At 73.8% G+C, this 21,100-nt stretch carries 18 protein-coding genes and 1 tRNA gene; 3 read left to right on the top strand and 16 right to left on the bottom strand.

What is annotated here, in order from left to right:
• Nucleotides 1-42 precede the first annotated feature (42 nt).
• From FS882_RS18335 to FS882_RS18315, 5 genes are all read right to left on the bottom strand, one after another.
• The gene (locus FS882_RS18335; protein ID WP_158375284.1) at nucleotides 43-1,092 is read right to left on the bottom strand and encodes a LacI family DNA-binding transcriptional regulator; all 1,050 of its coding nucleotides are present in this window, start codon (nucleotides 1,090-1,092) and stop codon (nucleotides 43-45) included.
• A 93-nt stretch (nucleotides 1,093-1,185) separates the two neighbouring features.
• On the bottom strand, nucleotides 1,186-3,507 hold the full coding sequence (locus FS882_RS18330; protein WP_158375282.1) for a hypothetical protein: 2,322 nt from the start codon (nucleotides 3,505-3,507) through the stop codon (nucleotides 1,186-1,188).
• 86 nt (nucleotides 3,508-3,593) lie between these two features.
• Nucleotides 3,594-4,460 carry a carbohydrate ABC transporter permease gene (locus FS882_RS18325; RefSeq protein WP_158375280.1) on the bottom strand — a complete coding sequence of 289 codons (867 nt, stop codon included), beginning with the start codon at nucleotides 4,458-4,460 and terminating at the stop codon, nucleotides 3,594-3,596.
• Entirely contained in the window at nucleotides 4,457-5,386 is a 930-nt protein-coding gene (locus FS882_RS18320; protein ID WP_187365364.1) for a carbohydrate ABC transporter permease, read from the bottom strand. The genes FS882_RS18325 and FS882_RS18320 overlap by 4 nt, the downstream gene beginning before the upstream one ends.
• Nucleotides 5,387-5,444: 58 nt before the next feature.
• Nucleotides 5,445-6,758 carry an ABC transporter substrate-binding protein gene (locus FS882_RS18315; RefSeq protein WP_158375276.1) on the bottom strand — a complete coding sequence of 438 codons (1,314 nt, stop codon included), beginning with the start codon at nucleotides 6,756-6,758 and terminating at the stop codon, nucleotides 5,445-5,447.
• Between the two features lie 140 nt (nucleotides 6,759-6,898).
• Between FS882_RS18315 and FS882_RS18310 the strand changes: the two genes are divergently transcribed.
• A tRNA-Ile gene (locus tag FS882_RS18310) sits at nucleotides 6,899-6,972 on the top strand.
• On the opposite strand, the gene FS882_RS18305 is transcribed toward FS882_RS18310, so the two are convergent.
• A complete protein-coding gene (locus tag FS882_RS18305; protein WP_158375274.1) occupies nucleotides 6,970-7,749 on the bottom strand; it encodes a YrhK family protein in 780 nt (259 codons plus the stop codon). The two genes, FS882_RS18310 and FS882_RS18305, sit on opposite strands and share 3 nt — an antisense overlap.
• The gene (locus tag FS882_RS18300; protein ID WP_158375272.1) at nucleotides 7,746-9,158 is read right to left on the bottom strand and encodes a glutamate decarboxylase; all 1,413 of its coding nucleotides are present in this window, start codon (nucleotides 9,156-9,158) and stop codon (nucleotides 7,746-7,748) included. Before FS882_RS18300 ends, FS882_RS18305 begins: the two co-directional genes overlap by 4 nt.
• 224 nt (nucleotides 9,159-9,382) lie before the next feature.
• On the opposite strand from FS882_RS18300, the gene FS882_RS18295 reads away from it, so the two are divergent.
• Entirely contained in the window at nucleotides 9,383-10,903 is a 1,521-nt protein-coding gene (locus FS882_RS18295) for a peptide MFS transporter (protein WP_158375270.1), read from the top strand.
• A gap of 60 nt (nucleotides 10,904-10,963) precedes the next feature.
• On the opposite strand, the gene FS882_RS18290 is transcribed toward FS882_RS18295, so the two are convergent.
• From FS882_RS18290 to FS882_RS18250, 9 genes are all read right to left on the bottom strand, one after another.
• Nucleotides 10,964-11,722 carry an SDR family oxidoreductase gene (locus FS882_RS18290; protein WP_158375268.1) on the bottom strand — a complete coding sequence of 253 codons (759 nt, stop codon included), beginning with the start codon at nucleotides 11,720-11,722 and terminating at the stop codon, nucleotides 10,964-10,966.
• A 182-nt stretch (nucleotides 11,723-11,904) separates the two neighbouring features.
• Nucleotides 11,905-13,224, bottom strand: a complete 1,320-nt coding sequence (locus FS882_RS18285; RefSeq protein ID WP_158375266.1) for an aspartate aminotransferase family protein — start codon at nucleotides 13,222-13,224, stop codon at nucleotides 11,905-11,907.
• Nucleotides 13,225-13,301: 77 nt separating this feature from the next.
• Nucleotides 13,302-14,468: an ABC transporter substrate-binding protein gene (locus FS882_RS18280; RefSeq protein WP_158375264.1), complete on the bottom strand. Its 1,167-nt coding sequence runs from the start codon at nucleotides 14,466-14,468 to the stop codon at nucleotides 13,302-13,304.
• A gap of 110 nt (nucleotides 14,469-14,578) precedes the next feature.
• Complete coding sequence (locus FS882_RS18275) at nucleotides 14,579-15,343, bottom strand: ABC transporter permease (protein ID WP_158375262.1); 765 nt, start codon at nucleotides 15,341-15,343, stop codon at nucleotides 14,579-14,581.
• On the bottom strand, nucleotides 15,340-16,200 hold the full coding sequence (locus FS882_RS18270) for an ABC transporter ATP-binding protein (RefSeq protein ID WP_158375260.1): 861 nt from the start codon (nucleotides 16,198-16,200) through the stop codon (nucleotides 15,340-15,342). Before FS882_RS18270 ends, FS882_RS18275 begins: the two co-directional genes overlap by 4 nt.
• Nucleotides 16,197-17,180, bottom strand: coding sequence for an ABC transporter permease (locus tag FS882_RS18265; RefSeq protein ID WP_158375258.1), 984 nt, complete (start codon nucleotides 17,178-17,180; stop codon nucleotides 16,197-16,199). The genes FS882_RS18270 and FS882_RS18265 overlap by 4 nt, the downstream gene beginning before the upstream one ends.
• Nucleotides 17,177-18,208, bottom strand: a complete 1,032-nt coding sequence (locus FS882_RS18260; protein WP_158375256.1) for a TIGR03842 family LLM class F420-dependent oxidoreductase — start codon at nucleotides 18,206-18,208, stop codon at nucleotides 17,177-17,179. The genes FS882_RS18265 and FS882_RS18260 overlap by 4 nt, the downstream gene beginning before the upstream one ends.
• A 35-nt stretch (nucleotides 18,209-18,243) precedes the next feature.
• Nucleotides 18,244-19,677, bottom strand: coding sequence for a dihydropyrimidinase (hydA, locus tag FS882_RS18255; protein ID WP_158375410.1), 1,434 nt, complete (start codon nucleotides 19,675-19,677; stop codon nucleotides 18,244-18,246).
• Nucleotides 19,678-19,691: 14 nt separating this feature from the next.
• Nucleotides 19,692-20,540: a nitrilase-related carbon-nitrogen hydrolase gene (locus FS882_RS18250; RefSeq protein WP_154730895.1), complete on the bottom strand. Its 849-nt coding sequence runs from the start codon at nucleotides 20,538-20,540 to the stop codon at nucleotides 19,692-19,694.
• 203 nt (nucleotides 20,541-20,743) lie between these two features.
• Between FS882_RS18250 and FS882_RS18245 the strand changes: the two genes are divergently transcribed.
• A partial coding sequence (locus FS882_RS18245) for a GntR family transcriptional regulator (protein ID WP_158375254.1) occupies nucleotides 20,744-21,100 on the top strand: 357 nt, incomplete at its 3' end.

Below are 21,100 nucleotides of genomic sequence, written 5' to 3'. Positions count from 1 at the left end.
GCGCCCGGACCCCGGACCCACCGGCGCCCGTCCCGCCGCGGCTCAGCCGTCCGCGACGGTCGAGCCGCGCACCGCGAGCTCGACCGGCAGCAGCTCCACCCCGGCCCCCAGCTCGTCCCCCGAGAGCGCGGCGAACAGCCGGCTGGCGGCGGTCCGCCCGAGGAGCTCGAGCCGGGTGTCGACGCTGGTCAGCTCCGGCCGGGTGTTGGTCACGACGAGCGACCAGTTGTCGTGGCCCACCACCGCCACGTCCTGGGGCACCCGGCGGCCGTGGTCCCGCAGGATGTCGAGCGCGGCGCGCGCGAGCTGGTCCGACGCGGCGACGACCGCGTCCAGATCAGGGTGCTGCGCCAGCAGGCGCGTGGTCGCCGCGCGGCCCCAGCGCTCGCTCCAGTTGCCGGAGGCGGCGCCGGTGCCGAGCAGCGTCGCGCCGTGCTCGGCGAGCGCCGCCGCCGCGCCGGCCTCGCGCTCCCGGGACGCGGCGTAGCTGGGGTCTCCGCCGACGTAGGCGATCCGGCGGCGGCCGAGGTCCCAGAGGTGCTCGGCGGCGATGCGGCCGGCCTGGACGTTGTCGGCGGCCAGCGACAGGTCCTGCGGGTCCTCGGAGGGCGCGTAGGCGTAGACCACCGGCACCGGGAGGTCCTGCCCGAGCGAGGGGCGCGGGTCCGTGCGCGGGCCGCCGACGACGATCAGCCCGTCGATCTGCCGCTCGAGCAGGGTGCGCAGCTGCTGCTGCTCGCGGATGGCGTCCCCGCGCGCGTCGGTGAGGATCACCGAGATGCGGCCGGCCCCGAGCGCGTCCTCCGCGCCCATGAGGATCGGGATGACGAACCGGCCCTCGAGGTCGTTGGTCAGGACCCCGACGGTGCCGGTGCGGCCGTTGGCGAGGTTCTGGGCGAGCACCGACGGCGTGAACGACAGCGCGTCGGCGGCCTCCAGCACGCGCTGACGCGTCTCGGGCCGGATCTCGCCGCGCCCGTTGAGCGCCTTGGACGCGGTGCCCTTCGACACCCCGGCACGCCGCGCGACGTCCGCGAGCGTGGCGCGGGCGGCCGGGCGCTGCTGCACGACGTCGCCGCTCTCCCGACCCATCGCCCGTGCGCTCCCGTCGTCCCCGGCGTCACCGCCCCGCCCGGTCGACCCGGGCGGGGCGCTCGTGACGTCCACCACCTGTGTCCGCCGACCCTAGCGGGACGCGACGGCGGCGCGGCGGCGGTCCTGCCAGCACGTCCGCAGGTCGGTGGTGCCGAAGCGGCGCAGGACCTCGTCGGTGGCGTCGATGCCGACGGCCGAGATCCACGGCAGGCAGGTCTTGTTGCCCTCGCCCTTGCCGCGGCCGCCGAAGCCGGTGTCCACGAACATCGGGTCGTCGATCAGCCACCAGCTGACCAGCAGCCCCTCCTCCTGCAACCCCGGCCGGGCGTACCCCCAGTCGCGCCCGGGGGTCGCGACGGTCTCGTTCGAGCCGTGCAGCACGAGGTCCGCGACCTCGGCGAGCACGTCGTCCTCGCCGATCAGGGCGGCCTCGAACAGGTCGGGCACGGCGTGCAGCTCGTAGGGGTGGATGTAGCCGGCGCCCGCGGTGTCGCAGGCGCTCCAGCCGGTGCTGCGGAACCCGTACCCGGCCATCGTGCTCCCGGGCGGCAGCGGCACGTCCCAGAGGTAGACCCAGGTGGCCAGCACGCGCGCCGCGTCCACCGCGGCCGCGCGCAGATCGTCGTCGCCGGTGAGCTCGGCGGCGGCGAGGCAGGCCCGCAGCGAGAACAGGATGCTCTCGGAGTCGACCAGCTGGGCCCGGGCGTAGATCGAGTCGTGGATGCCGCCGTTGAACTTGAGCCCCCGGACGAAGTGCTCGGCGACGAACCCGGCCGCGCGCACCGCGGCGTCCCGCCAGCGCGGGTCGCCGGTGGCCAGGAACAGCTCGTGCAGGAACGGCACCGCGGTCGCGGTCGACGACTTCTGGTTGAGCTCCGCCCGGCCGAACCACGCGCGGGGCTCGACGAGCGCCGACCCGTCGAAGGCGTAAGCACGGCGCCAGGACCCGTCCTCCTCCTGCGCCCCGAGCAGGAACTCCCCGAAGGACCGCGCGACCGCGAGCCACTCCTCGTGCACCGTGCCGCGCTCGCGCTCTGCGGCGTAGGCGCGGAGCAGGGCGTGGTGCTCCTCGGCGACGCACCGCAGGTACGTGCCGTCGGGCGCGCCCGACAGCGCGTCCACCGCGTAGGCCATGTGCTCGAGCACCGGGCCCATCAGGTCCCGCAGGTCGGCACCCTCCTCCGCGTACGCCAGCGGCAGCAGCAGCCCGCTCCACCAGCTCGCGTCCCGCTCGGAGTCGAAGTCGTAGAGCGTGTGCACCAGGCCCAGCGGCGAGCCGCCGGCCCTCCGGACGAAGCTCTCGACCGCCCGCAGCGCCTTGTCGCGCGCCGCGGGGTCCGCGATCTCGGGGGCGTGGTTCAGCACGTGCAGGGCGTTGAGCACGGTCTGCCCGGTGAAGCCGTACTGCAGCACGTCGCCGAGCTGGCGCCCGTCCTGCGGGTGGCAGTTCGTCACGAAGCCCGCCGTCGTGGCGTTCTCCCGGTAGTACGGCAGCAGCGCGTCGAGGCGCAGGGCGGTGAGGTCCTCGAGGGGCACCGGCAGCTCGACGCGCCGCGGCTGCAGGTGCGCCACGCGGGCACCCCAGAGCTGCCACAGCGCGTCGGTCGCCGTCGCCCCGCGCACCACGCCGACGCCGTAGGACACGGTGAGGTCGGTCTCGTCGTCGACGGGCCAGAACGCGCCCCACGGCTCCCGGTCCCGGGCCGTCAGCGCGTGCGAGCGCGCACGCTCCACGAAGGGGTACGCGGCCGACAGCGACCAGCCGCCGGGCCGGTCCAGCAGGCCGAGCGAGCCGATGTCCGTGCGCTGCGCGAAGGCCTGCTGACCGCGGGCGCGGTCCGGGGCGTCGTCGTGCGCGGGGACGTCCTGGCGGGACAGCCACACCCCGAGCCCCCGGCCCCGGGCGTACGCGAGGACGGCGAGGCCGGTGAGCCGGTCGTCCCGGAACACGAGCTCGCGGGTGTCGAGGTAGTCCTCGACGCCGTCGCCGTCCACGTCGTTCAGGTCGTAGAGGGCGGGCGGCGCAAACACCTGGGCCCGCTCGTCGAACCCGGCGCCGACCACGTCGAGGTCGAGGACGGCGCGCACCGCGGTCCCGGGCGCCGGGGCGTGCACCCGCACCCGGCGGTCGACGCGGACGCCGTCGCCCTCGGGCGCCCAGCGGTCCACGACCACGACCTCGCCGGCGGCGGTCCGGGCCCGGGCGGTGGCGAGCAGGGCGGCCCCGTCGCGGAGGACCTCGCCGTAGGGCGCGGGCACGCGCTCCCCGCGCCAGTCGGCCGGGTCACCGGTGTGGACCTCGACGACGACGGGCGCGGGGCTCGCGAGCAGGCGCTCGGCGCCGGCGTCCGGGGCGGACCAGAGCTCGACGCCGTGGGCGCCGTCGGGGCCGGAGGTGCGGATCTCGATCACGGGGTGCTCCTGGTGGTGCTCGGGGCGCGCTCGGGGGCGCGCCGTCGGGGGGCGGTGCGGGAGGGTGCGTGCGGCGGGCGGGCGGCTCAGCCCTTGGTGGCGCCCGCGGTGAGGCCGGAGATGATGCCCCGCTGGCACAGCAGCGTCAGGACGAGGACGGGCAGCAGGTAGACGACCGCGGCCGCGGTCATGTCGCCCCACAGCGTCTGGAACTGGGTGATGTACCCGGAGATGCCGACCGGCATCGTCTGCGCGGCCGGGGTCCGGGTGAGCGACAGGGCGATGACGAGCTCGTTCCACGCCGCGAGGAACCCGAACAGGGCCGCGACCGCGACCGCGGGGGTCGAGATCGGCAGCACGATCCGCCCGATGGTGCCGAGGGTGCCGGCGCCGTCCAGCCGCGCCGCCTCCAGCAGCTCCTCGGGGAGCTCGCGGAAGAAGCCCTCGAGCATCCAGATGATCAGCGGCAGCACGATCGGCAGGTACGCGATCGCCAGGCCGAGCGGGCTGTCGATCAGCCCGAGCTGGCGGAACTGCAGGAAGAACGGCAGCGCGAGCGCCACCGGCGGGAACATCCGGGTGACCAGCACCGACCCCAGCAGGACGCCGGAGAACCGGTAGCGGAACTTCGCGAAGCCGAAGGCGGCGGGCACCCCGAGCAGCAGCCCGACGGCCGTCGCCCCGCCCGCCGCGAGCAGGCTGTTCCGGAAGAACTGCAGGACGGTCTCGTTCCCGAGGACCGACGCGAAGTGCGTCGTGGTCGGGGACTCCGGCAGCACGGTGGGCGGGATCGCGAAGATCTCGACGTCCGGCTTCAGCGACGTCGCGACCACCCAGACGACGGGCAGCAGGAACAGGAACGACGCGGCCGCGGCGACGAGCGCGGTGGCGGTGCCGCGGGCGACCCGCCGGGTGGTCCGCGGCCCGCGGGCGGGCAGGGTCAGGGTGGTCATCGCTCACCTCGCGGGCGCAGCCAGAGGAAGACCGCACCGGCGGTGACGCCGATGACGATCACGAACAGCACCGACGTGGCCGCCCCGCCGCCGAAGTCGGTGGCGGTGAACATCTGCCGGTACAGGAAGGTGCTCAGCACCTCCGTCGACGAGCCCGGACCGCCGCCCGTCATCACGTAGACCGCGTCGAACACCCGGAAGGCGTCGGCGAGCCGGATCACGAGGATGATGAGGATCGAGGGCCGCAGCAGCGGCAGCGTGATCCGCCAGAAGGTCTGCCACGGCGAGGCGCCGTCCGTGCGGGCGGCCTCCTTCAGCTCTCCCGGGATGTTGGCCAGGCCCGCGAGGAGCACCAGCACGACGAACGGCACCGCGAGCCAGGCGTTGGTGACGAGGATCGTCGTCCGCGCGAACCACGGGTCGGCGAACCAGGCGGGCCCGGTGATCCCGACGAGCGCGAGCCCCTCGTTGACCAGGCCGTAGCCCGGCGAGAACAGGAACTTCCACGCCATCGACGCCACGACGGGCGCGATCATCAGCGGCAGGGCCAGCACGAGGCGCAGCACCTTGCGGCCGCGCGTCTCGCGCTGCAGGAGCAGGGCGATCGGGATGCCGATCGCCAGCTCGACGACGAGCGTGGTGACGACGTAGCCCAGCGTCTGCGTGAGCGCCGTCCAGAAGGCCGGCGAGCCGAGCACCCGGGCGTAGTTGTCGAGCCCGGCGAACGAGGGCGCGGGCCCGCCGACCGCCACGCTGAACTCCTGCAGGCTGAGGGACACGGTCCACAGCAGCGGGTACAGCGCGGTCGCGGCGAGCGCGAGCAGGGCGGGGAGGGTCAGCAGCACGCCGGCGCGCCGGCGCCCGGCGAGCAGGCCGCCCCTGCGGACCGTGGCGCGGCGTCCGGGCGTCCCGCGGTCGGCGACCACGGGGCCGGCCGGTGCGTGGTGGCGGGCGGGCGTCCCCGGTCGCCCGCCACCACGCAGGTCAGCGGCCAGCTGCCCGCTCCATCTCGGACTGCGCCGCGGCGAGGGCCTCGTCGGGCGTCTGCTGCTGCGACATGACGGCGGACACGGCCTCCGCGATCGCCGTCTGGTACTGCGCGTACGCCGGGGTCATCGGCATCGTGGTGCTCGCCTCGACGGACTCGGAGAACACCGCCAGCGCGTCGCGGTCGGCCTGCGAGAGCTCGTCGGACGCGGCGAGCGTCTCCATCGACGACGTGCGGGGCGCCGGGGACAGCTGCTCGATCGCCTTGCGCGCCAGGACGTCGCTGCTGGTCGCCCAGCTCACCCACCGCCACGCGGCGTCCTGCGCGTCCGAGGACGCCGAGACGCCGAAGCCCCAGGAGAACGTCGTGCTGACCTGGTCCGGGTCGCCCGGGTTGAGGGCCACCGCGACGTCGTCGGCGATCTTCGACTGCGCCGGGTCGGAGGCCTGCGCCCAGAGATACGGCCAGATGGAGATCATCGCGACCTTGCCCTCGAGGAACTGGCCCTGCATCGCGGACAGGTCGTGCAGCCCCTGCGGGCTCGACTGGTCCTCGAACTGGATCCCCGTCATGAGGTCGAAGGCATCGCGCGCCTCCGGGGTGTCGATCGTCGGGGCGCCGTCGTCGTCCACGATGTCGCCGCCGGCCTGCTGGACGTAGCTCTCGAACCGGGTCGCGACCTCGCCGTCCCGGTTGCCGGGCACCATCGTCCCGTAGACGCCCGCGGCGGGGTCGGTCGTCGCGGCCGCGGCCGCCCGGTACGCCTCCCACGTCGTCGGCGGGCCGTCGATCCCGGCGGCCTCGAGCAGGCTCGGGCGGTAGTACGTGACCAGGTTGTGCACGAGGAACGGCAGACCGTAGAGCTCGCCGTCGTAGCTCACCGTGTCCAGCGTGTGCTCGACGAAGTCCGCACGGTCCGCGTCCTCGAGCCGGTCGCCCAGCGGGGACAGGTAGCCGTTCTGGGCGAACTCGGCGATCCACGGCTGGTCGACGGTCAGGACGTCGTAGGCGCCGCCGCCGGCGATCGCGTCCGAGAGGAACTGCTGGTGCATGGTGTCGTGCGGGACGCCGAGGATCTCGACGTCGATGCCGGTCTCCTCCGTGAACTCCGCCGCCAGCTCGCGGTAGAAGGCCTCGTGCGGGGAGCCGGCCTCCATGCCGACGGTGATGCTGGTGGCGTCGCCGGACGCGCCGGAGCCCGCGCCCGACGGGGCGGGCGCCGACGGCGCGCAGGCGGTCAGGGCCAGGCCCGCGGCGCCGAGGGCCGCGGCCGCCGTGAGCCCCCGGGACCACCGAGGTGTGCTGAACATGGCTAGCTCCCTTGCTAGGTCGGTGTTTCGCAACCGGTTTCCGCAGACGCTAGTGCGGGGTGCGCGGAGGTGTCAACGCGCGCCGGGGACCCGCAGGTCAGGGCGCTCCGGGGCCCGCTGGTAGCCTCGGGGGTCGACGAGGGCCAGTAGCTCAGCCGGTCAGAGCAGCGGACTCATAATCCGTCGGTCGTGGGTTCAAGCCCCACCTGGCCTACGCAGCCGCGCCGCGGGCGCGCGACCGCTCGCGCACCGACCCCACCGGCAGCAGCGCCGCGCCGACGAGGAAGCACACCGCCCCCGCGCACGTCCCGGCGTTCACCAGCGCCACGTTCGTCTCCTCGGTGGTGCCCGCGACGTACCGCGCCGCGACCGCCGCCGCGCCGAACGCCACCGAACCGGCGAGGTTCAGCGCCGCCACCCACCAGTCGACGGACCCGCGCCGCCACGCGACCCGCGCGCCCGGCGCGCCCGGCGCGCTCCGCTCGCTCGCCGCGGTGCCCGGCACGCCGTGCACCGCCCGCGGCCGCACCGCGCGCCGCACGGCCACGCACGCGAGGACGCTCGCCACGAGGAAGCACACCGACCCGTACACGTCCGGCGCCCACACCAGGCGCCGGGCCGACGGCGCCGCGAGGTCCCGCGTCGCCGCGTACGTGCTGACGTTGAAGCACACCGTGCCGACCAGCTGCACCAGCGCCGCCGCGCGGTCGAGGCGGTCGTCCCGCGGCGTCCCCGCGACCTGGAACGCCGCCGCCGAGGTGAACAGCACCGACCCGACCACGAACGTCCACGCCGCCACCTCGGGCGCGACCCGCGCCGCGTACAGCGGCAGCGACCCGACGGCGAAGCACACGGACCCGAGGCCGAACAGCAGCCCGAGCCGGACGCTCGCGGCGCTGGGCCGCGGCGATCCCGCCGCCCGCCGGGCGCGCACCGGCCGCCCGGCGCGCACCGCCCGCGCCGCGTCCCCGGGCGGCCCCGCGCCGGTCACCGCCGCAGGCCGGTCCGCGCCTTGCTCCGCGCCGCGGCGTGCGCCGGCGCGGTCCACAGGTCCGGGGCGTGGTGCGCCCGCGGCACCGGCGACTCCGCCTCGAGCGCGGTGCACGCGAGGTCGAGGTCGCGCAGCAGCTGGTCGATCATCAGCCGGCTGAGGTCCAGCCGGACCACGACGCGCATGAGGTGCACGTCCTCGGCGTCGGGCGGCAGGCTGTACGCGGGGACGATCCAGCCGTTCTCCCGGAGCCGCGCGGACAGGTGGTAGACGTCGTACCCCGGGTCCCCCGCCAGCCGGAACGTCACGACCGGCTCGGCCAGCCCCGGGTTGAGGATCTCGAACCGGCCCGTGGCCTTCAGCGCCTCGTTCAGGTACCGCGCGTTCGCCAGCATGGTCTCGACGATCGCGGTGTACCCGTCCCGCCCGAGGCGCAGGAAGTTGTACATCTGCGCCTGGATCATCGCGGAGCCGCGGGAGAAGTTGAACGTGTAGGTCGGCTGCGCGCCGCCGAGGTAGTTCACGCTGAACACCAGGTCCTCGGGCAGCCGGGACGCGTCGCGGAACACGAGCCAGCCGACGCCCGGGTAGACGAGGCCGTACTTGTGCCCGGAGGCGTTGATCGACGCGACCTGCTCCAGCCGGAAGTCCCACGCGAGGTCCGGCTCGGCGAACGGCGCGACGAACGCCCCGCTCGCGCCGTCGACGTGCAGCGGGACGTCCCAGCCGCGGTCGGCCTTGATCCGCACCAGCGCGGCGTCGATGTCGGCGATCGGGTCCGCCTCGCCGATGTGCGTGGTGCCGAGCACGGCGCCCACCGCGATCGTGCGCTCGTCGACCCGCGACGCCACGTCCTCGGCGGTGATCGTGTACCGGTCCGGGCGCATCGGGATCTTGCGCATCTCGACGTCGAAGTAGTTGGCGAACTTGTCCCACACGACGTGCGTCTCGGCGCCGAACACGACGTTCGGCCGGTCGGCGGGCAGTCCGGCGGCCTCCCGCCGGTGCCGCCACGCCCGCTTGTGCGCCAGCAGGCCGAGCATGATCGCCTCGGACGACCCGATGGTCGCGACGCCGACGACGGTCGCCGGGTCGGGCGCGTGGAACAGGTCGCCGAGCATGTGCACGCAGGCCTCCTCGACGAGCGAGGCGACCGGGTACTCCTCGTGGTCGATGTGGTTCTTGCGCAGCGTGTCGTGGATCAGCGCCTCGGCCTGCGGCTCCATCCACGTGGTCACGAACGAGGCGAGGTTCAGCGTCTCCCGCCCGTCGAGCATCAGCCCGGTGTGCAGCAGCTCGTAGACCTCGTCCGGGTCGAGGCCGTGCGGCGGGAACTCGGTGCGGTCGATCGCAGTGCGGAAGCTGGCGCGGCCGTGGATCGGCAGCGCGGCTCGGCCGTCGCTGGTCATGGGCAGGCCCTTCGCGGTCGTCGGTGACGCGGTGCGACGGCGGGGGCCCGTCCGGACGAGGCGACCGTAGCAGCGGGGGTCGCACGACCCGGGAGCACCCCTAGCGGCGACCGCTCACCACCTCACGGGCCCATGGTCCTGTTGCCGTGCTGCGACGGGGGGCCACATTCTGGATTTCGGTGTCGTCGTCCGGGCGCGCCACGACGACCGTCAGGAGCCACCTCATGACCACCGCCGCCCACGGCGAAGCCCCGGCCGGGCAGCTGGCCGGCGACCGCGCGTTCTTCGGCCACCCGCGTGGCCTGATGACGCTGTTCACCACGGAGCTGTGGGAGCGGTTCAGCTACTACGGGATGCGCGCCATCCTGCTGTACTACCTGACCGACTCGGTCCGCAACGGCGGGCTCGACATCGCCGAGACGACGGGCCTGGCGCTCGTGTCGATCTACGGCACCAGCGTGTACCTGCTGTCGGTGGTCGGCGGCTGGCTCGCGGACCGCGTGATCGGCGCCCGCCGGTCCGTGCTGATCGGCGGCATCATCATCGCCGCCGGGCACGTCGCCCTGGCGATCCCGTCGGCCGGGTCCTCGTACCTCGGCATCGCGCTGGTCGCCCTCGGCACCGGCCTGCTGAAGCCGAACGTGTCGAGCATGGTCGGCGAGCTGTACGCCCGCGACGACGAGCGCCGCGACTCCGCGTTCTCGATCTTCTACATGGGCATCAACATCGGCTCGTTCACCGCGCCGTTCCTGGTCGGCGCGGCGCGCGCCTGGGGCGGGTACCACGCGGGCTTCCTGGTCGCGGCCGTCGGCATGGCGATCGCCCTGGTGTTCTTCGTGGCGGGCGGCAAGTACCTCGGCAAGGCCGGTGGCGTGGCACCGAACCCGGTGCGCCCCGAGGAGCGCGTGAAGCTGGTCCGCGGCTTCCTCGTCCTGCTCGCCGGGATCGTCGTCGTCGGCCTGATCGCGGCGGTCGTCTCGGGCGGGTTCAACCTGGACACGTTCATCGACACCATGTCGTACCTGGCGTTCATCGCCCCGGTGGCGTACTTCGTGGTGATGTACCGCTCCCCCAAGGTCACCGCCGCCGAGCGCCCGCGCGTGCTCGCGTACATCCCGCTGTTCGTCGCCGCGATGCTGTTCTGGATGATCTTCGAGCAGGCCGCGACCACGCTGGCGGCGTTCGCGGCGAACCGCACGGAGCTCAGCTTCTTCGGCGTCACGATCAGCCCGGAGTTCTTCCAGTCGGTGAACCCGCTGTCGATCATCATCCTGGCTCCGGTGTTCGCCTGGATCTGGGCGAAGACGCACGACCGCCCGCCGACCGCGACCAAGTTCGCGATCGGCCTGGCGCTCGCGGCCGTGTCGTTCCTGGTGATGTCGCTGGCGTCGGCCGTGTTCGTCGACCGCCTCGCCCCGGCCTGGGTGCTCGTGGTGGTCTACGTGATCCAGACGCTCGGCGAGCTCTGCCTCTCGCCGGTGGGCCTGGCCGCGACGACGCTGCTGGCGCCCCGTGCCTTCCGGAACCAGGCGATGGCGGTGTGGTTCCTGGCCCCGGCCGCCGGCCAGGCGATCACCGCGCAGCTGATCAAGGCGACCGAGGGCGCCTCCGACACCGCCTACTTCGGCGGCATCGGCGCCGTGGCGCTGGTGTTCGCGGTGATCCTGCTGGCGCTGTCGCCGTGGGTCACGCGGCACATCCGCCGGGCGGACGAGATGGAGGGCACGGTCAGCGCCGGGGCGTGACCCGCGCGCCGGCCGCGGTGCCGGGGCCCGTCCGGTCCCCGGCACCGCGGCCGCGGGTCGTCAGGACCGCGCGGTCTGGGTGTTCGACACCTGCGCCCGCGGCCGGACGACCAGCGTGTCGATGTTCACGTGGTGCGGCCGGGTCAGCGCGAACGCGATGACGTCCGCGATGTCCTCGGCGAGCAGCGGCTGGTAGCCCTCGTAGACCTTCGCCGCGCGCTCGGCGTCGCCGCCGAACCGGACCAGCGAGAACTCCTCGGTCGCGACCGCGCCGGGCGCGATGTCGATGACCCGGACCGGCTCGCCGATCAGCTCCAGGCGCAGCGTCGTGGTGAGCATCCGCTCGGCGTGCTTGGCACCGGTGTAGCCCGCGCCGCCCTCGTAGGGGCCGATCGCCGCGGTCGACGTGACGACCAGGACGTCGCCCCGGCCGCTGGCCTTCAGCAGCGGGAGCAGCGCCTTGGTGACGCGCAGGGTGCCGAGCACGTTGATGTCGTACATCCGGCGCCAGCCCTCGACGTCCGCCTCGGCGACCGGGTCGAGCCCCAGCGCGCCGCCCGCGTTGTTGACCAGCGACGTCAGGCCGCCGGTCTCCGCGACGTGCGCGGCCAGGCGGGCCACGTCGTCGTCGCTGGTGAGGTCGGCGACGAACGGCTCGGCGCCGGTCTCGGCGGCCAGCGCCTCGAGCCGGTCGGCGCGGCGGGCGACGGCGACGACGTCCCAGCCCTCGGCGCGCAGCCGGCGGACGGTCGCGGCGCCGATCCCGCTGGAGGCGCCGGTGACGACGGCGCGGAGGGCGGGCGTGGCGGTCTCGGACATGCGGGGTGGTCCTCTCGGGCGGAGCGGTGGGGCGGGCGGAGCAGGTGGGGCGCGCGGGGTGCCGGATCGACCCTACGACCGGTTCCCCACCCGATCGTCGCGTCGCCACCCGATCGATCGGGGTGCGTGGTGACGATCAGGTGGGGACCAGGGGCGACGCGCGGCACGGGTGGGCGCGCGGGTCAGAGGGTGGCGTCGAGCTCGGTGAGGACCTCGCCGTAGGCCGCCAGGGCCGTCGCGACCTGGGCGTCGGTCACCACGCAGGGCGGGACGACGTGGATGCGGTTGTCCTGCACGAACGGCAGCAGACCCCGGTCGAGCAGGCCGGCCTTCACCGCGCCCATCGCCGCCGGCGCGACCGGGTCGCGCGTCGACCGCGACGTGACCAGCTCCAGCGCCCAGAACACCCCGGTCCCCCGGACCTCGCCGACCGACGGGTGCGCGTCCGCGAGCGCGGCGAGCCCCGGCGCCAGCACGTCGGTGCCGATCCGGGCGGCGTTCTCGACGACCTTCTCGTCCTCCATCGCCTCGATGGTCGCGACGATCGCCGCCATCGCGAGCGGGTGGCCCGAGTAGGTGAGCCCGCCGGGGAACACCCGGTCGTCGAACGCGTGCGCGACCGGGTCGGACAGGAGCACACCGCCCGCGGGGACGTAGCCGGAGTTGACCCCCTTGGCGAACGTCACCAGGTCGGGGACGACGTCGTGCTGGTCGAACGCGAACCACGACCCGGTGCGGCCGAACCCGGCCATCACCTCGTCCAGGATCAGCAGGATGCCGTGCCGGTCCGCGATCTCCCGGACGCCGGCGAGGTAGCCCGGCGGCGGCACCAGCACGCCCGCCGTCCCCGGGACCGACTCCAGCAGGATCGCCGCGATCGACGCCGGCCCCTCCGACTCCACGACCCGCGCCAGGTGCCGCAGCGCCCGCTCGCACTCCTCCTCGGGCGTCGTGGCCCAGAACTCCGAGCGGTACAGGTAGGGCCCGAAGTGGTGCACGTGCCCGCGGGCGTACTCGTTGGGCACGCGCCGCCAGTCGCCGGTCGCGACCACGGCCGCGCCGGTGTTGCCGTGGTACGACCGGTAGGCCGACAGCACCTTGTCCCGGCCGGTGACGAGGCGCGCCATCCGGATCGCGTTCTCGTTGGCGTCCGCCCCGGCGTTCGTGAAGAACACCTTCGAGAAGCCCTCCGGCGCGTGCCCGAGGATCGCCTCGGCGGCCCGGCCCCGCGGCAGGACCGCGTGCGACGGGGCGATCGTGGCGAGCCGCCCGGCCTGCTCGGCGATGGCCGCCGTGACCCGCGGGTGCTGGTGGCCGATGTTCGTGTTGACGAGCTGGCTGCTGAAGTCGAGCAGGGTGCGGCCGTCGGCGAGCGTGACCTCGCAGCCGGAGGCCCCGGCGACGACGAGCGGGGCGAGCGCGCCCTGGGCGGACCAGGAGTGGAACACGTGCGCGCGGTCGAGCTCGAGGGCGAGCGCGCCGTCGGCGTCGAGTGCGGTCATGGGTGCGGGCCTTCCGTGGGGAGGTGCGGGCGGGGTGAGGCGGCGGCGGCGCGTCGGTCGCCGCCGCCCCGGCCCGGTCAGTTGCCGCCGGGCTGGAGCTCGACGGTCAGGGGCTCGAAGTCCGCGCCCTCGACGTCCACGCCCTCGGCCTGGAGCTCGTCCAGCGCCTGCTGCACGTACTCGTTGGAGTACGCGGTCTCCGGCGGGTCGGCGCTGATGATCGTCGCGCCGGTCTCGTTGGAGGTCTCCTTGGCCATCGCGACGGTGGCGTCCCAGGCGGACGGGTCGATCAGGCCGATGGCGCCGGAGGTCGACGGCCAGATGAGCTTGTTGACCTCGTTCGTCATCCAGAGCTGGTGGCTGGTACCGAGGGTCGAGCCCGCGGCCGTGACGATGTCGGCGGCCTCCTGCGGGTTGTCCCGCGCGTAGATCCAGCCCTGGATCGAGGCCTTGAGGAACGCGACCGTCGTCTCGGCGTACTCCGCGTCGTCGGCCAGCCGGCCGGCGTCCGCCCAGATCGCGTCCTGGAGCATGGCCGTGCCCTCGTCGTTCCAGTCGATGACGCTGAAGTCCTCGGGCTGGTAGAGCTCGCCGGTCTCCGGGTTCTCGGTCTCGAGCAGCTGGGCGTACTCGTTGTAGGTCATGGCCTGCGCCGCGTCGATGTCGCCCGCGAGGAACGCGTTCATGTCGAACGCCTGCTGCACGATCTCGAAGTCGGTCACGCCCGCCTTGTTGAGGCCCGCGAACAGCTCCCACTCGTTGCCGTATCCCCAGGAGCCGATCGTCTTGCCCTCGAGGTCCGCGACGGAGTCGATCCCGGCGTCCGCGAACGACACCTGGAGCGTGGCGGACCGCTCGAAGATCTGCGCGACGTTGGTGATGTCCGCGCCCTGCTCGATCGAGCCGAGCACCTTCGGCACCCACGCGATCGCGTAGTCGACCTCGCCGTTCGCGAGGGCGTCCTGCGGCACGATGTCGCCGCCGCTCGGGAGGATCTCGACGTCGAGGCCGGCGTCCTCGTAGTAGCCCTGGTCCAGCGCGGCGTAGTAGCCGGAGAACTGCGCCTGGGTGAGCCACTGGAGCTGGAGCTTGACGGGGGTCAGGTCCCCGTCGCCGCCGCTCCCCGACTCCGTCGACCCGCCGCCGGCCGTGTCGTCCGAGCCGCCGCACGCGGTCAGCGCGAGCGCCGCCACGACGCCGAGCGCCCCGAGCCCGAGGCGGGCCCGCCTGGTGGTGTTCCTCATGTCGTCCCCTTGTCGTCGCATCACGGGAGGGCCCTCCTGGCGCCGTCGGCAGGCGGGGTGGTGCCGGCCCGCGCCGACCCCCGGGCGCGGGACGTGTGGTGGCGCGGCGGTCAGGCCCGGCGCACCCCGCGGGTCCCCCACCGCTCGACGGCGGAGGTGGCCCCGTAGAACAGCAGCCCGACGAGCACCCCGCCGAGCACGTACGCCCAGGCGCGGGCGTAGTTCGACCCCGCCGCGGCCGTGGTGATGAACGACCCGATGCCGGACCGCGGGCCGCCGAAGTACTCGGCGACGATCGCCGAGATGACCGCGAGCGAGGACGCCAGCCGCAGGCCGGTGAACACGAACGGCAGCGCCGTCGGGATCGTCACCGCCCGGGTCGCCTGCCGCGGCGTGGCCGCGTACGCCCGCATGAGGTCGCGGTGCACGGGCCGGACCTGCCGCAGCCCGCGCAGGGTGTTGACGAACACCGGCACCCCGACCGCGACGGCCACCACGATCTGCCGCCCGGTCTCCACCGAGGCGCCGTACATCGTGTAGAGCACGGGGGCGAGCGCCACGACCGGCACCACCGCGAGCCCCGCGACCACCGGGTCCAGCAGCAGGTCGACGGCCCGCACGGCGGAGGCCAGGATCGCGGCCGCGATCGCCACCACCGCGCCGATCACGAGGCCGACCAGGGCGTTCGTGCCGGTGACCAGCGCGGCCGAGGCGATGGTCGGGAGGAACTCGGCGAACTCGCCGGCGATGGCCGCCGGGCTCGGCAGCAGGAACGGCGGGACGTCGCCCAGCGTGACGACGGCCTGCCACGCGGCGACCAGCGCGGCGAGCAGCAGGACGGGCGCGGCGCGGTGGCCCCAGGACGCGGCGCTCACCGCGTCTCCACCCCGCGGCTCGGGACGCCCTCGGACCCGCCGTGCAGCGCCTCGCGCACCGCCGTGACCGCCTGGAAGTACGCCTCGTCCTCGCGCAGCCCGTCGTCGCGCGACCCCGACCGCCCGAGCCCGACGTCGACGATCCCCGCGATCCGCCCCGGACGGGCCGACATGACCACGACGCGGTCCGACAGGAACACCGCCTCGGGGATCGAGTGCGTCACGAACACCACGGCCGCCTGCGTCTCCGCGCAGATCCGCACCAGCTCGGACTGCAGCCGCTCGCGGGTCATCTCGTCGAGCGCACCGAACGGCTCGTCCATCAGCAGCAGGCTGGGCCGCTCGGCCAGCGCCCGGGCGATCGCGACGCGCTGCTGCATGCCGCCGGACAGCTGGTCCGGGAAGTGGTCGGCGAAGTCGGTGAGCCCGACGAGCGCCAGCATCTCGTCGGCGCGCTCCCGGCGGGCCGCGCGGCCGACGCCGTGCAGCGACAGCGGCAGCTCGATGTTGGCCCGGACGGTGCGCCACGGCAGGAGCCCGGCCTGCTGGAAGGCGATGCCGTAGTCGTGGCTCAGCCGGGCCTGCTCGGCCGGCTTGCCGAACACGGCGATCGACCCGGAGGTCGGCCGGTCGAGGTCGGCGACCAGGCGCAGCAGCGTCGACTTGCCGCAGCCCGAGGGGCCGATGAGCGACACGAACTCCCCCGCGCCCACGGTGAGGTCGACGTGCTCCAGGGCGGTGACGGCCCGGCCGCCCTCGCCGGGGAACACCCGGCCGACGCCGGAGACCTGGACGGCGGCCGCGGTGCCGGTCGCCGGCGCGCCGGGTGCGGCCCCGGCCGACGTCGGCGCGGTCACGCCGTCGCCTCCGCCCGGCGGAACCGGCGCAGCGCGGTGCCGAGCAGCGCGACCGCCCCGGAGGCGACCAGGCCGAGCAGCACGGCCCCGAAGATCGGCGCCCACGGCTTGGCGGGGTCGCTGCTGGCGAAGTTGGCGAACTCGAGGATCATGCGTCCGATACCTCCGGGCATCCCGGTCGAGACCTCCGCGACGACGACGCCGAGCACGGCGCTCGTGGCCGCCAGGCGGAGGGCGGGCAGCAGGTGGGGCACGCTCGCGGGCAGCCGCAGCCGGACCAGCTCCTGGGACCAGGAGGCGGCGTAGCCGGCGAACAGCTCGCGGTGCAGGGTGTCGGGCGAGGTGAGGCCGCGCAGGGCCCCGACCGCGACCGGGAAGAACGCCAGGTACGAGGCGATCACGGCGACGGACATCCACGGCTCCCAGGTGAAGCCGAGCTCGAGCTTCGAGCCCCAGCCCTTCACCAGCGGGGCGAGCGCGATGAGCGGGACGGTCTGGCTCAGCACGACGAGCGGCAGCACCGCGGACCGCGCGACGCGGAACCGGGTCATCACCAGGGCGAGGGCGAACCCGACGACGACGCCGATCACCCAGGACACGGCGGCGATCCGGAGGCTGGCGCCGCCGGCGCGGAGCACCGCGAGCCACAGCGGGTCGGCGCCGGGCTGGGACGTGAGCGGCTCGCCGAGCCGGGCCAGCATCTCGGTCACGTGCGGCATCGCCAGGTCGGTGGTGCGCGGCAGCACCCGGAGGTCGCCGACGCTCCAGCCGTCCTCGGGGACGACCGCCTTGACCAGCTCCCAGAGCGCGGCGAGCAGGACCAGGGCGGCGAGGCCGAGGGCGACGGGGCGGAGCGCCCGGAGCGGCGCGGGCAGCGCACGGCTCCGGCGGGCGGCCGGTGCGAGCGCGGCCGCCGACGGGGCGACGACCGCCGCGTCCCCGGCCTCCGCGACGCCCGGGCCCGCGACCCCCGTCGTCATGCCGTCGCCACGACGTGCTCGGCCATCGCCGGGATGACCCGCTCGCCGTACATCCGGAGGGTCTCGTCCTTGTTGTCGTGCTGCAGGTAGCCCGCGAACTGGGTGACCCCGAGCGCGCGCAGCGCCTGCAGCTTCTCGACGTGCTCGCGCGGGGACCCGAGCAGGCAGAACCGCTCGACGATCTCGTCGGGGACGAACTGGGTGTGCGAGTTCCCGGCGCGGCCGTGCTCGTTGTAGTCGTAGCCCTGCCGGCCCTCGATGTAGTCGGTCAGTGCCTTCGGCACCTGCGACCCCTGGCCGTACTTGGCGACGATGTCCGCGACGTGGTTGCCGACCATGCCGCCGAACCACCGGCACTGCTCGCGCATGTGCGCCCGGGCGGCCGGGGAGTCGCCGTCACCGACGTACATCGGGGCGGCGACGCAGAACTTGATGGCGTCGGGGTCGCGGCCGGCGGCCTCGGCGGCGTCCCGGACGGTGCGGATCATCCACGACGCCACGTCGGGGTCGGCGCACTGCAGGATGAACCCGTCGCCGACCTCGCCGGTCAGCTTGAGCGCCAGCGGGCCGTAGGCGGCGACCCACACCTCGAGCGCCGACCCGCGGGACCACGGGAACTGGACCTTGCGGCCGTTGTGCTCGACCGGCCGGGAGTTCGCGAGCTCGCGGATGACGTGGATCGACTCGCGCAGCGTCGCCAGGTTGGACGGTTTGCCCGCCAGGGTGCGCACCGCGGAGTCGCCGCGGCCGATGCCGCACACGGTGCGGTTGCCGTACATCTCGTTGAGCGTGGCGAACGACGACGCCAGCACGGTCCAGTCCCGGGTCGCCGGGTTGGTGACCATCGGGCCCACGATCACCTTGCGGGTCGCCGCGAGGATCTGCGAGAACACGACGAACGGCTCCTGCCAGAGCAGGTGCGAGTCGAAGGTCCAGACGTAGTCGAACCCGTGGGTCTCCGCCTGGCGGGCCAGGTCCACCACCCTCGAGGCGGGCGGGTCGTTCTGCAGGACGACGCCGAACTCCATGGGCGTGCCTCCTTCTGTGCGGGGGTCGGGGGTCGTCAGATCAGGTACTGCGACAGGCCGCGCTTGACGTACTTCCCGTGGCCGGCGCGACCCAGGAACAGGCCGCCGTCGACGACGACCTCGCCGCGGGACAGCACCGTGTCGACGTGCCCGTCGACCTCGAAGCCCTCCCAGGCCGAGTAGTCCATGGCCATGTGGTGCGACTTCCCGACGCCGATCGACGTGTGGCCGTCCGGGTCGTAGATCACGACGTCCGCGTCGGCGCCCGGCGCGAGGACGCCCTTCTGCCCGTACATGCCGAACATCCGCGCGGGGGTCGTGCAGCAGATCTCGACCCAGCGCTCCAGGCTGATCTCGCCGGTGACGACCCCCTGGTACAGCAGGTCCATCCGGTGCTCGACCGAGCCGATGCCGTTGGGGATCTTGGAGAAGTCCCCGATCCCCATCTCCTTCTGGTCCTTCATGCAGAACGGGCAGTGGTCCGTGGACACGAGCTGCAGGTCGTTCGTCCGGAGGCTGTTCCACATCTGGTGCTGGTGGCCCTCGTGCTTCGAGCGCAGCGGCGTCGAGCACACGTACTTGGCGCCCTCGAAGTCGCCCCACTGCTCGCTGCTCGCGCCCAGGTGGTCCTCGAGCGACAGGTACAGGTACTGCGGGCAGGTCTCGCCGAACACGTTCTGGCCGCGGTCCCGGGCCTGGGCGATCTGCTCGGCCGCCTGCTTCGCCGAGACGTGCACGATGTACAGCGGCGCCCCGGTGAGGTCGGCGAGCATGATCGCGCGGTGCGTCGCCTCCTCCTCGGCCTGCCAGGGCCGGGAGACGCCGTGGTAGTACGGGCTGGTCTCGCCGCGGGCGACGTGCTGCTGCACGAGGGTGTCGATGACCGAGCCGTTCTCCGCGTGCATCATGATCATCGCGCCGTTGTCGGACGCCTTCTGCATGGCCCGCAGGATCTGCCCGTCGTCCGACAGGAAGACGCCCTTGTAGGCCATGAACAGCTTGAAGGACGTGACGCCCTCGGCGATCAGCTCGTCCATCGCGTGCAGCGACGAGTCCTGCACGTCGGACAGGATCTGGTGGAACGCGTAGTCGACCGCGCAGTTACCGGCGGCCTTCTGGTGCCACAGGGCGTACTGGTCGACCGGGTTCTCGTGCGGGTACTGCACCACGAAGTCGACGATGGTGGTCGTCCCACCCCAGGCCGCGGCCGTGGTGCCGGTCTCGAACGTGTCGGACGCGAACGTGCCGCCGAACGGCATCTCCATGTGGGTGTGCGCGTCGATGCCGCCGGGGATCACGTACTTGCCGGTCGCGTCGATGACGCGGTCGACGGTGCTGCGCAGGTCGACGCCGAGGGCGGTCGAGCCGGGCTGCAGCAGCGCGACGATCGTCTCGCCGTCGATCAGCACGTCCGCCGCGCCGCGACCGGTCGCGTTGACGACGGTCCCGCCGGTGATGAGGGTCTTCATCGCGATCCCCCCGCTCACGGCGCCACGATGGGCCCGTAGGCGTCCGGCCGGCGGTCGCGGAAGAACTGCCACCGCTCGCGGGTCGTCCGGATGACGTCGAGGTCGAGGTCACGGATCAGCAGCTGGTTCTCGGTCGTCGAGCCGACCTCGCCGACGTAGTTGCCGTCCGGGCCGACCGCGTAGGACGAGCCGTAGAAGTTCACCGCCTCGTCGCCGTACTCGTTGTCCTCGAGCCCGACGCGGTTGTTCGCGATGACGTAGTACCCGTTCGCGATCGCCGCCGCCGGCTGCTCGACCTCCCACAGCTTGTTCGAGATGCCGGGGGCGGTGGCGTTCGGGTTGAACACGATCTCCGCGCCGTTCAGCGCGAGCACCCGCCAGCCCTCCGGGAAGTGCCGGTCGTAGCAGATGTTCACGCCGATCTTGCCGACCGCCGTCTCGAACACCGGGTACCCCTGGTTGCCGGGCCGGAAGTAGAACTTCTCCCAGAACTTGGGCAGGTGCGGGATGTGGTGCTTGCGGTACGTGCCGAGCAGCGTGCCGTCCGCGTCGATCACCGCCGCGGTGTTGTAGAGCACCCCCGGCTGGTCCTCCTCGTAGATCGGCAGCACGATCACGATGCCCAGCTCCTTGGCCAGGGCGCTGAACCGGTCGGTGGTCGGGCCCGGGACCGTCTCGGCGTACTCGTAGTACTTCGTGTCCTGCGTGATGCCGAAGTACGGGCCGTAGAACAGCTCCTGGAAGCCGATGACCTGCGCGCCCTCGGCCGCGGCCTTGCGCGTCCAGTCCTCGTGCAGCTGGATCATCGACTCCTTGTCGCCGGTCCAGGTGGCCTGGGTGAAGGCGACGCGCACGACTGACATGAGGGACCTCCGCAGTGGGTGATGCCGGGTGCTGGGACCGGGCCGCGAGGGCCCGATGGGAATGTGACTGTGGGGGTTGAACATTTCTGCGGCGTTTCTGCCCGTAACGGCCCCGAGAACGTCGATGACGGGGCTGTAAACACTGGGGCGCCGGGGTCCGGGGCGGGCCGTGGACGCGGTCGCGCGGGGGCACGATGACGCCCATGGACGTGGCCCAGCACGTGGAGGACCGCAGTCCCCGGGGGATCGCCGCCGCCGTCTCGCGCCTGGTGCGCAGCGGCGACCTGCGGCCGGGCGACCGCCTGCCCACCGTCCGGCGGCTCGCCGCCGACCTGGGCGTCAGCCCCGCGACCGTCAGCGGGGCGTGGAAGGCGCTGGCCGCCGTGGGGCTGGTGGCGTCGCGCGGGCGGGCGGGGACGGTCGTGCTGCCGGAGCCGGCGTCGTGGCTGCCGCCGCGGTACCGGGACCTGGCGGCGGGCGGGCGGTCGGACGCCGGGGCGGGGCTGCCCGGGGTCGGGGTCGGGGGCGGCGGGGTCGGGGTCGGGGGCGGCGGGGTCGGG

This window comes from Cellulosimicrobium cellulans (assembly GCF_007679345.1).
Taxonomy (GTDB): Bacteria; Actinomycetota; Actinomycetes; order Actinomycetales; family Cellulomonadaceae; genus Cellulomonas; species Cellulomonas cellulans_A.
This window is presented reverse-complemented; position numbering and strand designations above follow the sequence as displayed.

What these genes read in the sequence shown, in the direction of transcription:
- FS882_RS18260 (WP_158375256.1), bottom strand. Translation starts at nt 18,208, where the DNA reads ATGGAGTTCGGCGTCGTCCTGCAGAACGACCCGCCCGCCTCGAGGGTG.
- FS882_RS18290 (WP_158375268.1), bottom strand. Translation starts at nt 11,722, where the DNA reads ATGTCCGAGACCGCCACGCCCGCCCTCCGCGCCGTCGTCACCGGCGCC.
- FS882_RS18335 (WP_158375284.1), bottom strand. Translation starts at nt 1,092, where the DNA reads ATGGGTCGGGAGAGCGGCGACGTCGTGCAGCAGCGCCCGGCCGCCCGC.
- FS882_RS18295 (WP_158375270.1), top strand. Translation starts at nt 9,383, where the DNA reads ATGACCACCGCCGCCCACGGCGAAGCCCCGGCCGGGCAGCTGGCCGGC.
- FS882_RS18325 (WP_158375280.1), bottom strand. Translation starts at nt 4,460, where the DNA reads ATGACCACCCTGACCCTGCCCGCCCGCGGGCCGCGGACCACCCGGCGG.
- FS882_RS18280 (WP_158375264.1), bottom strand. Translation starts at nt 14,468, where the DNA reads ATGAGGAACACCACCAGGCGGGCCCGCCTCGGGCTCGGGGCGCTCGGC.
- FS882_RS18265 (WP_158375258.1), bottom strand. Translation starts at nt 17,180, where the DNA reads ATGACGACGGGGGTCGCGGGCCCGGGCGTCGCGGAGGCCGGGGACGCG.
- hydA (WP_158375410.1), bottom strand. Translation starts at nt 19,677, where the DNA reads ATGAAGACCCTCATCACCGGCGGGACCGTCGTCAACGCGACCGGTCGC.
- FS882_RS18250 (WP_154730895.1), bottom strand. Translation starts at nt 20,540, where the DNA reads ATGTCAGTCGTGCGCGTCGCCTTCACCCAGGCCACCTGGACCGGCGAC.
- FS882_RS18285 (WP_158375266.1), bottom strand. Translation starts at nt 13,224, where the DNA reads ATGACCGCACTCGACGCCGACGGCGCGCTCGCCCTCGAGCTCGACCGC.
- FS882_RS18300 (WP_158375272.1), bottom strand. Translation starts at nt 9,158, where the DNA reads ATGACCAGCGACGGCCGAGCCGCGCTGCCGATCCACGGCCGCGCCAGC.
- FS882_RS18315 (WP_158375276.1), bottom strand. Translation starts at nt 6,758, where the DNA reads ATGTTCAGCACACCTCGGTGGTCCCGGGGGCTCACGGCGGCCGCGGCC.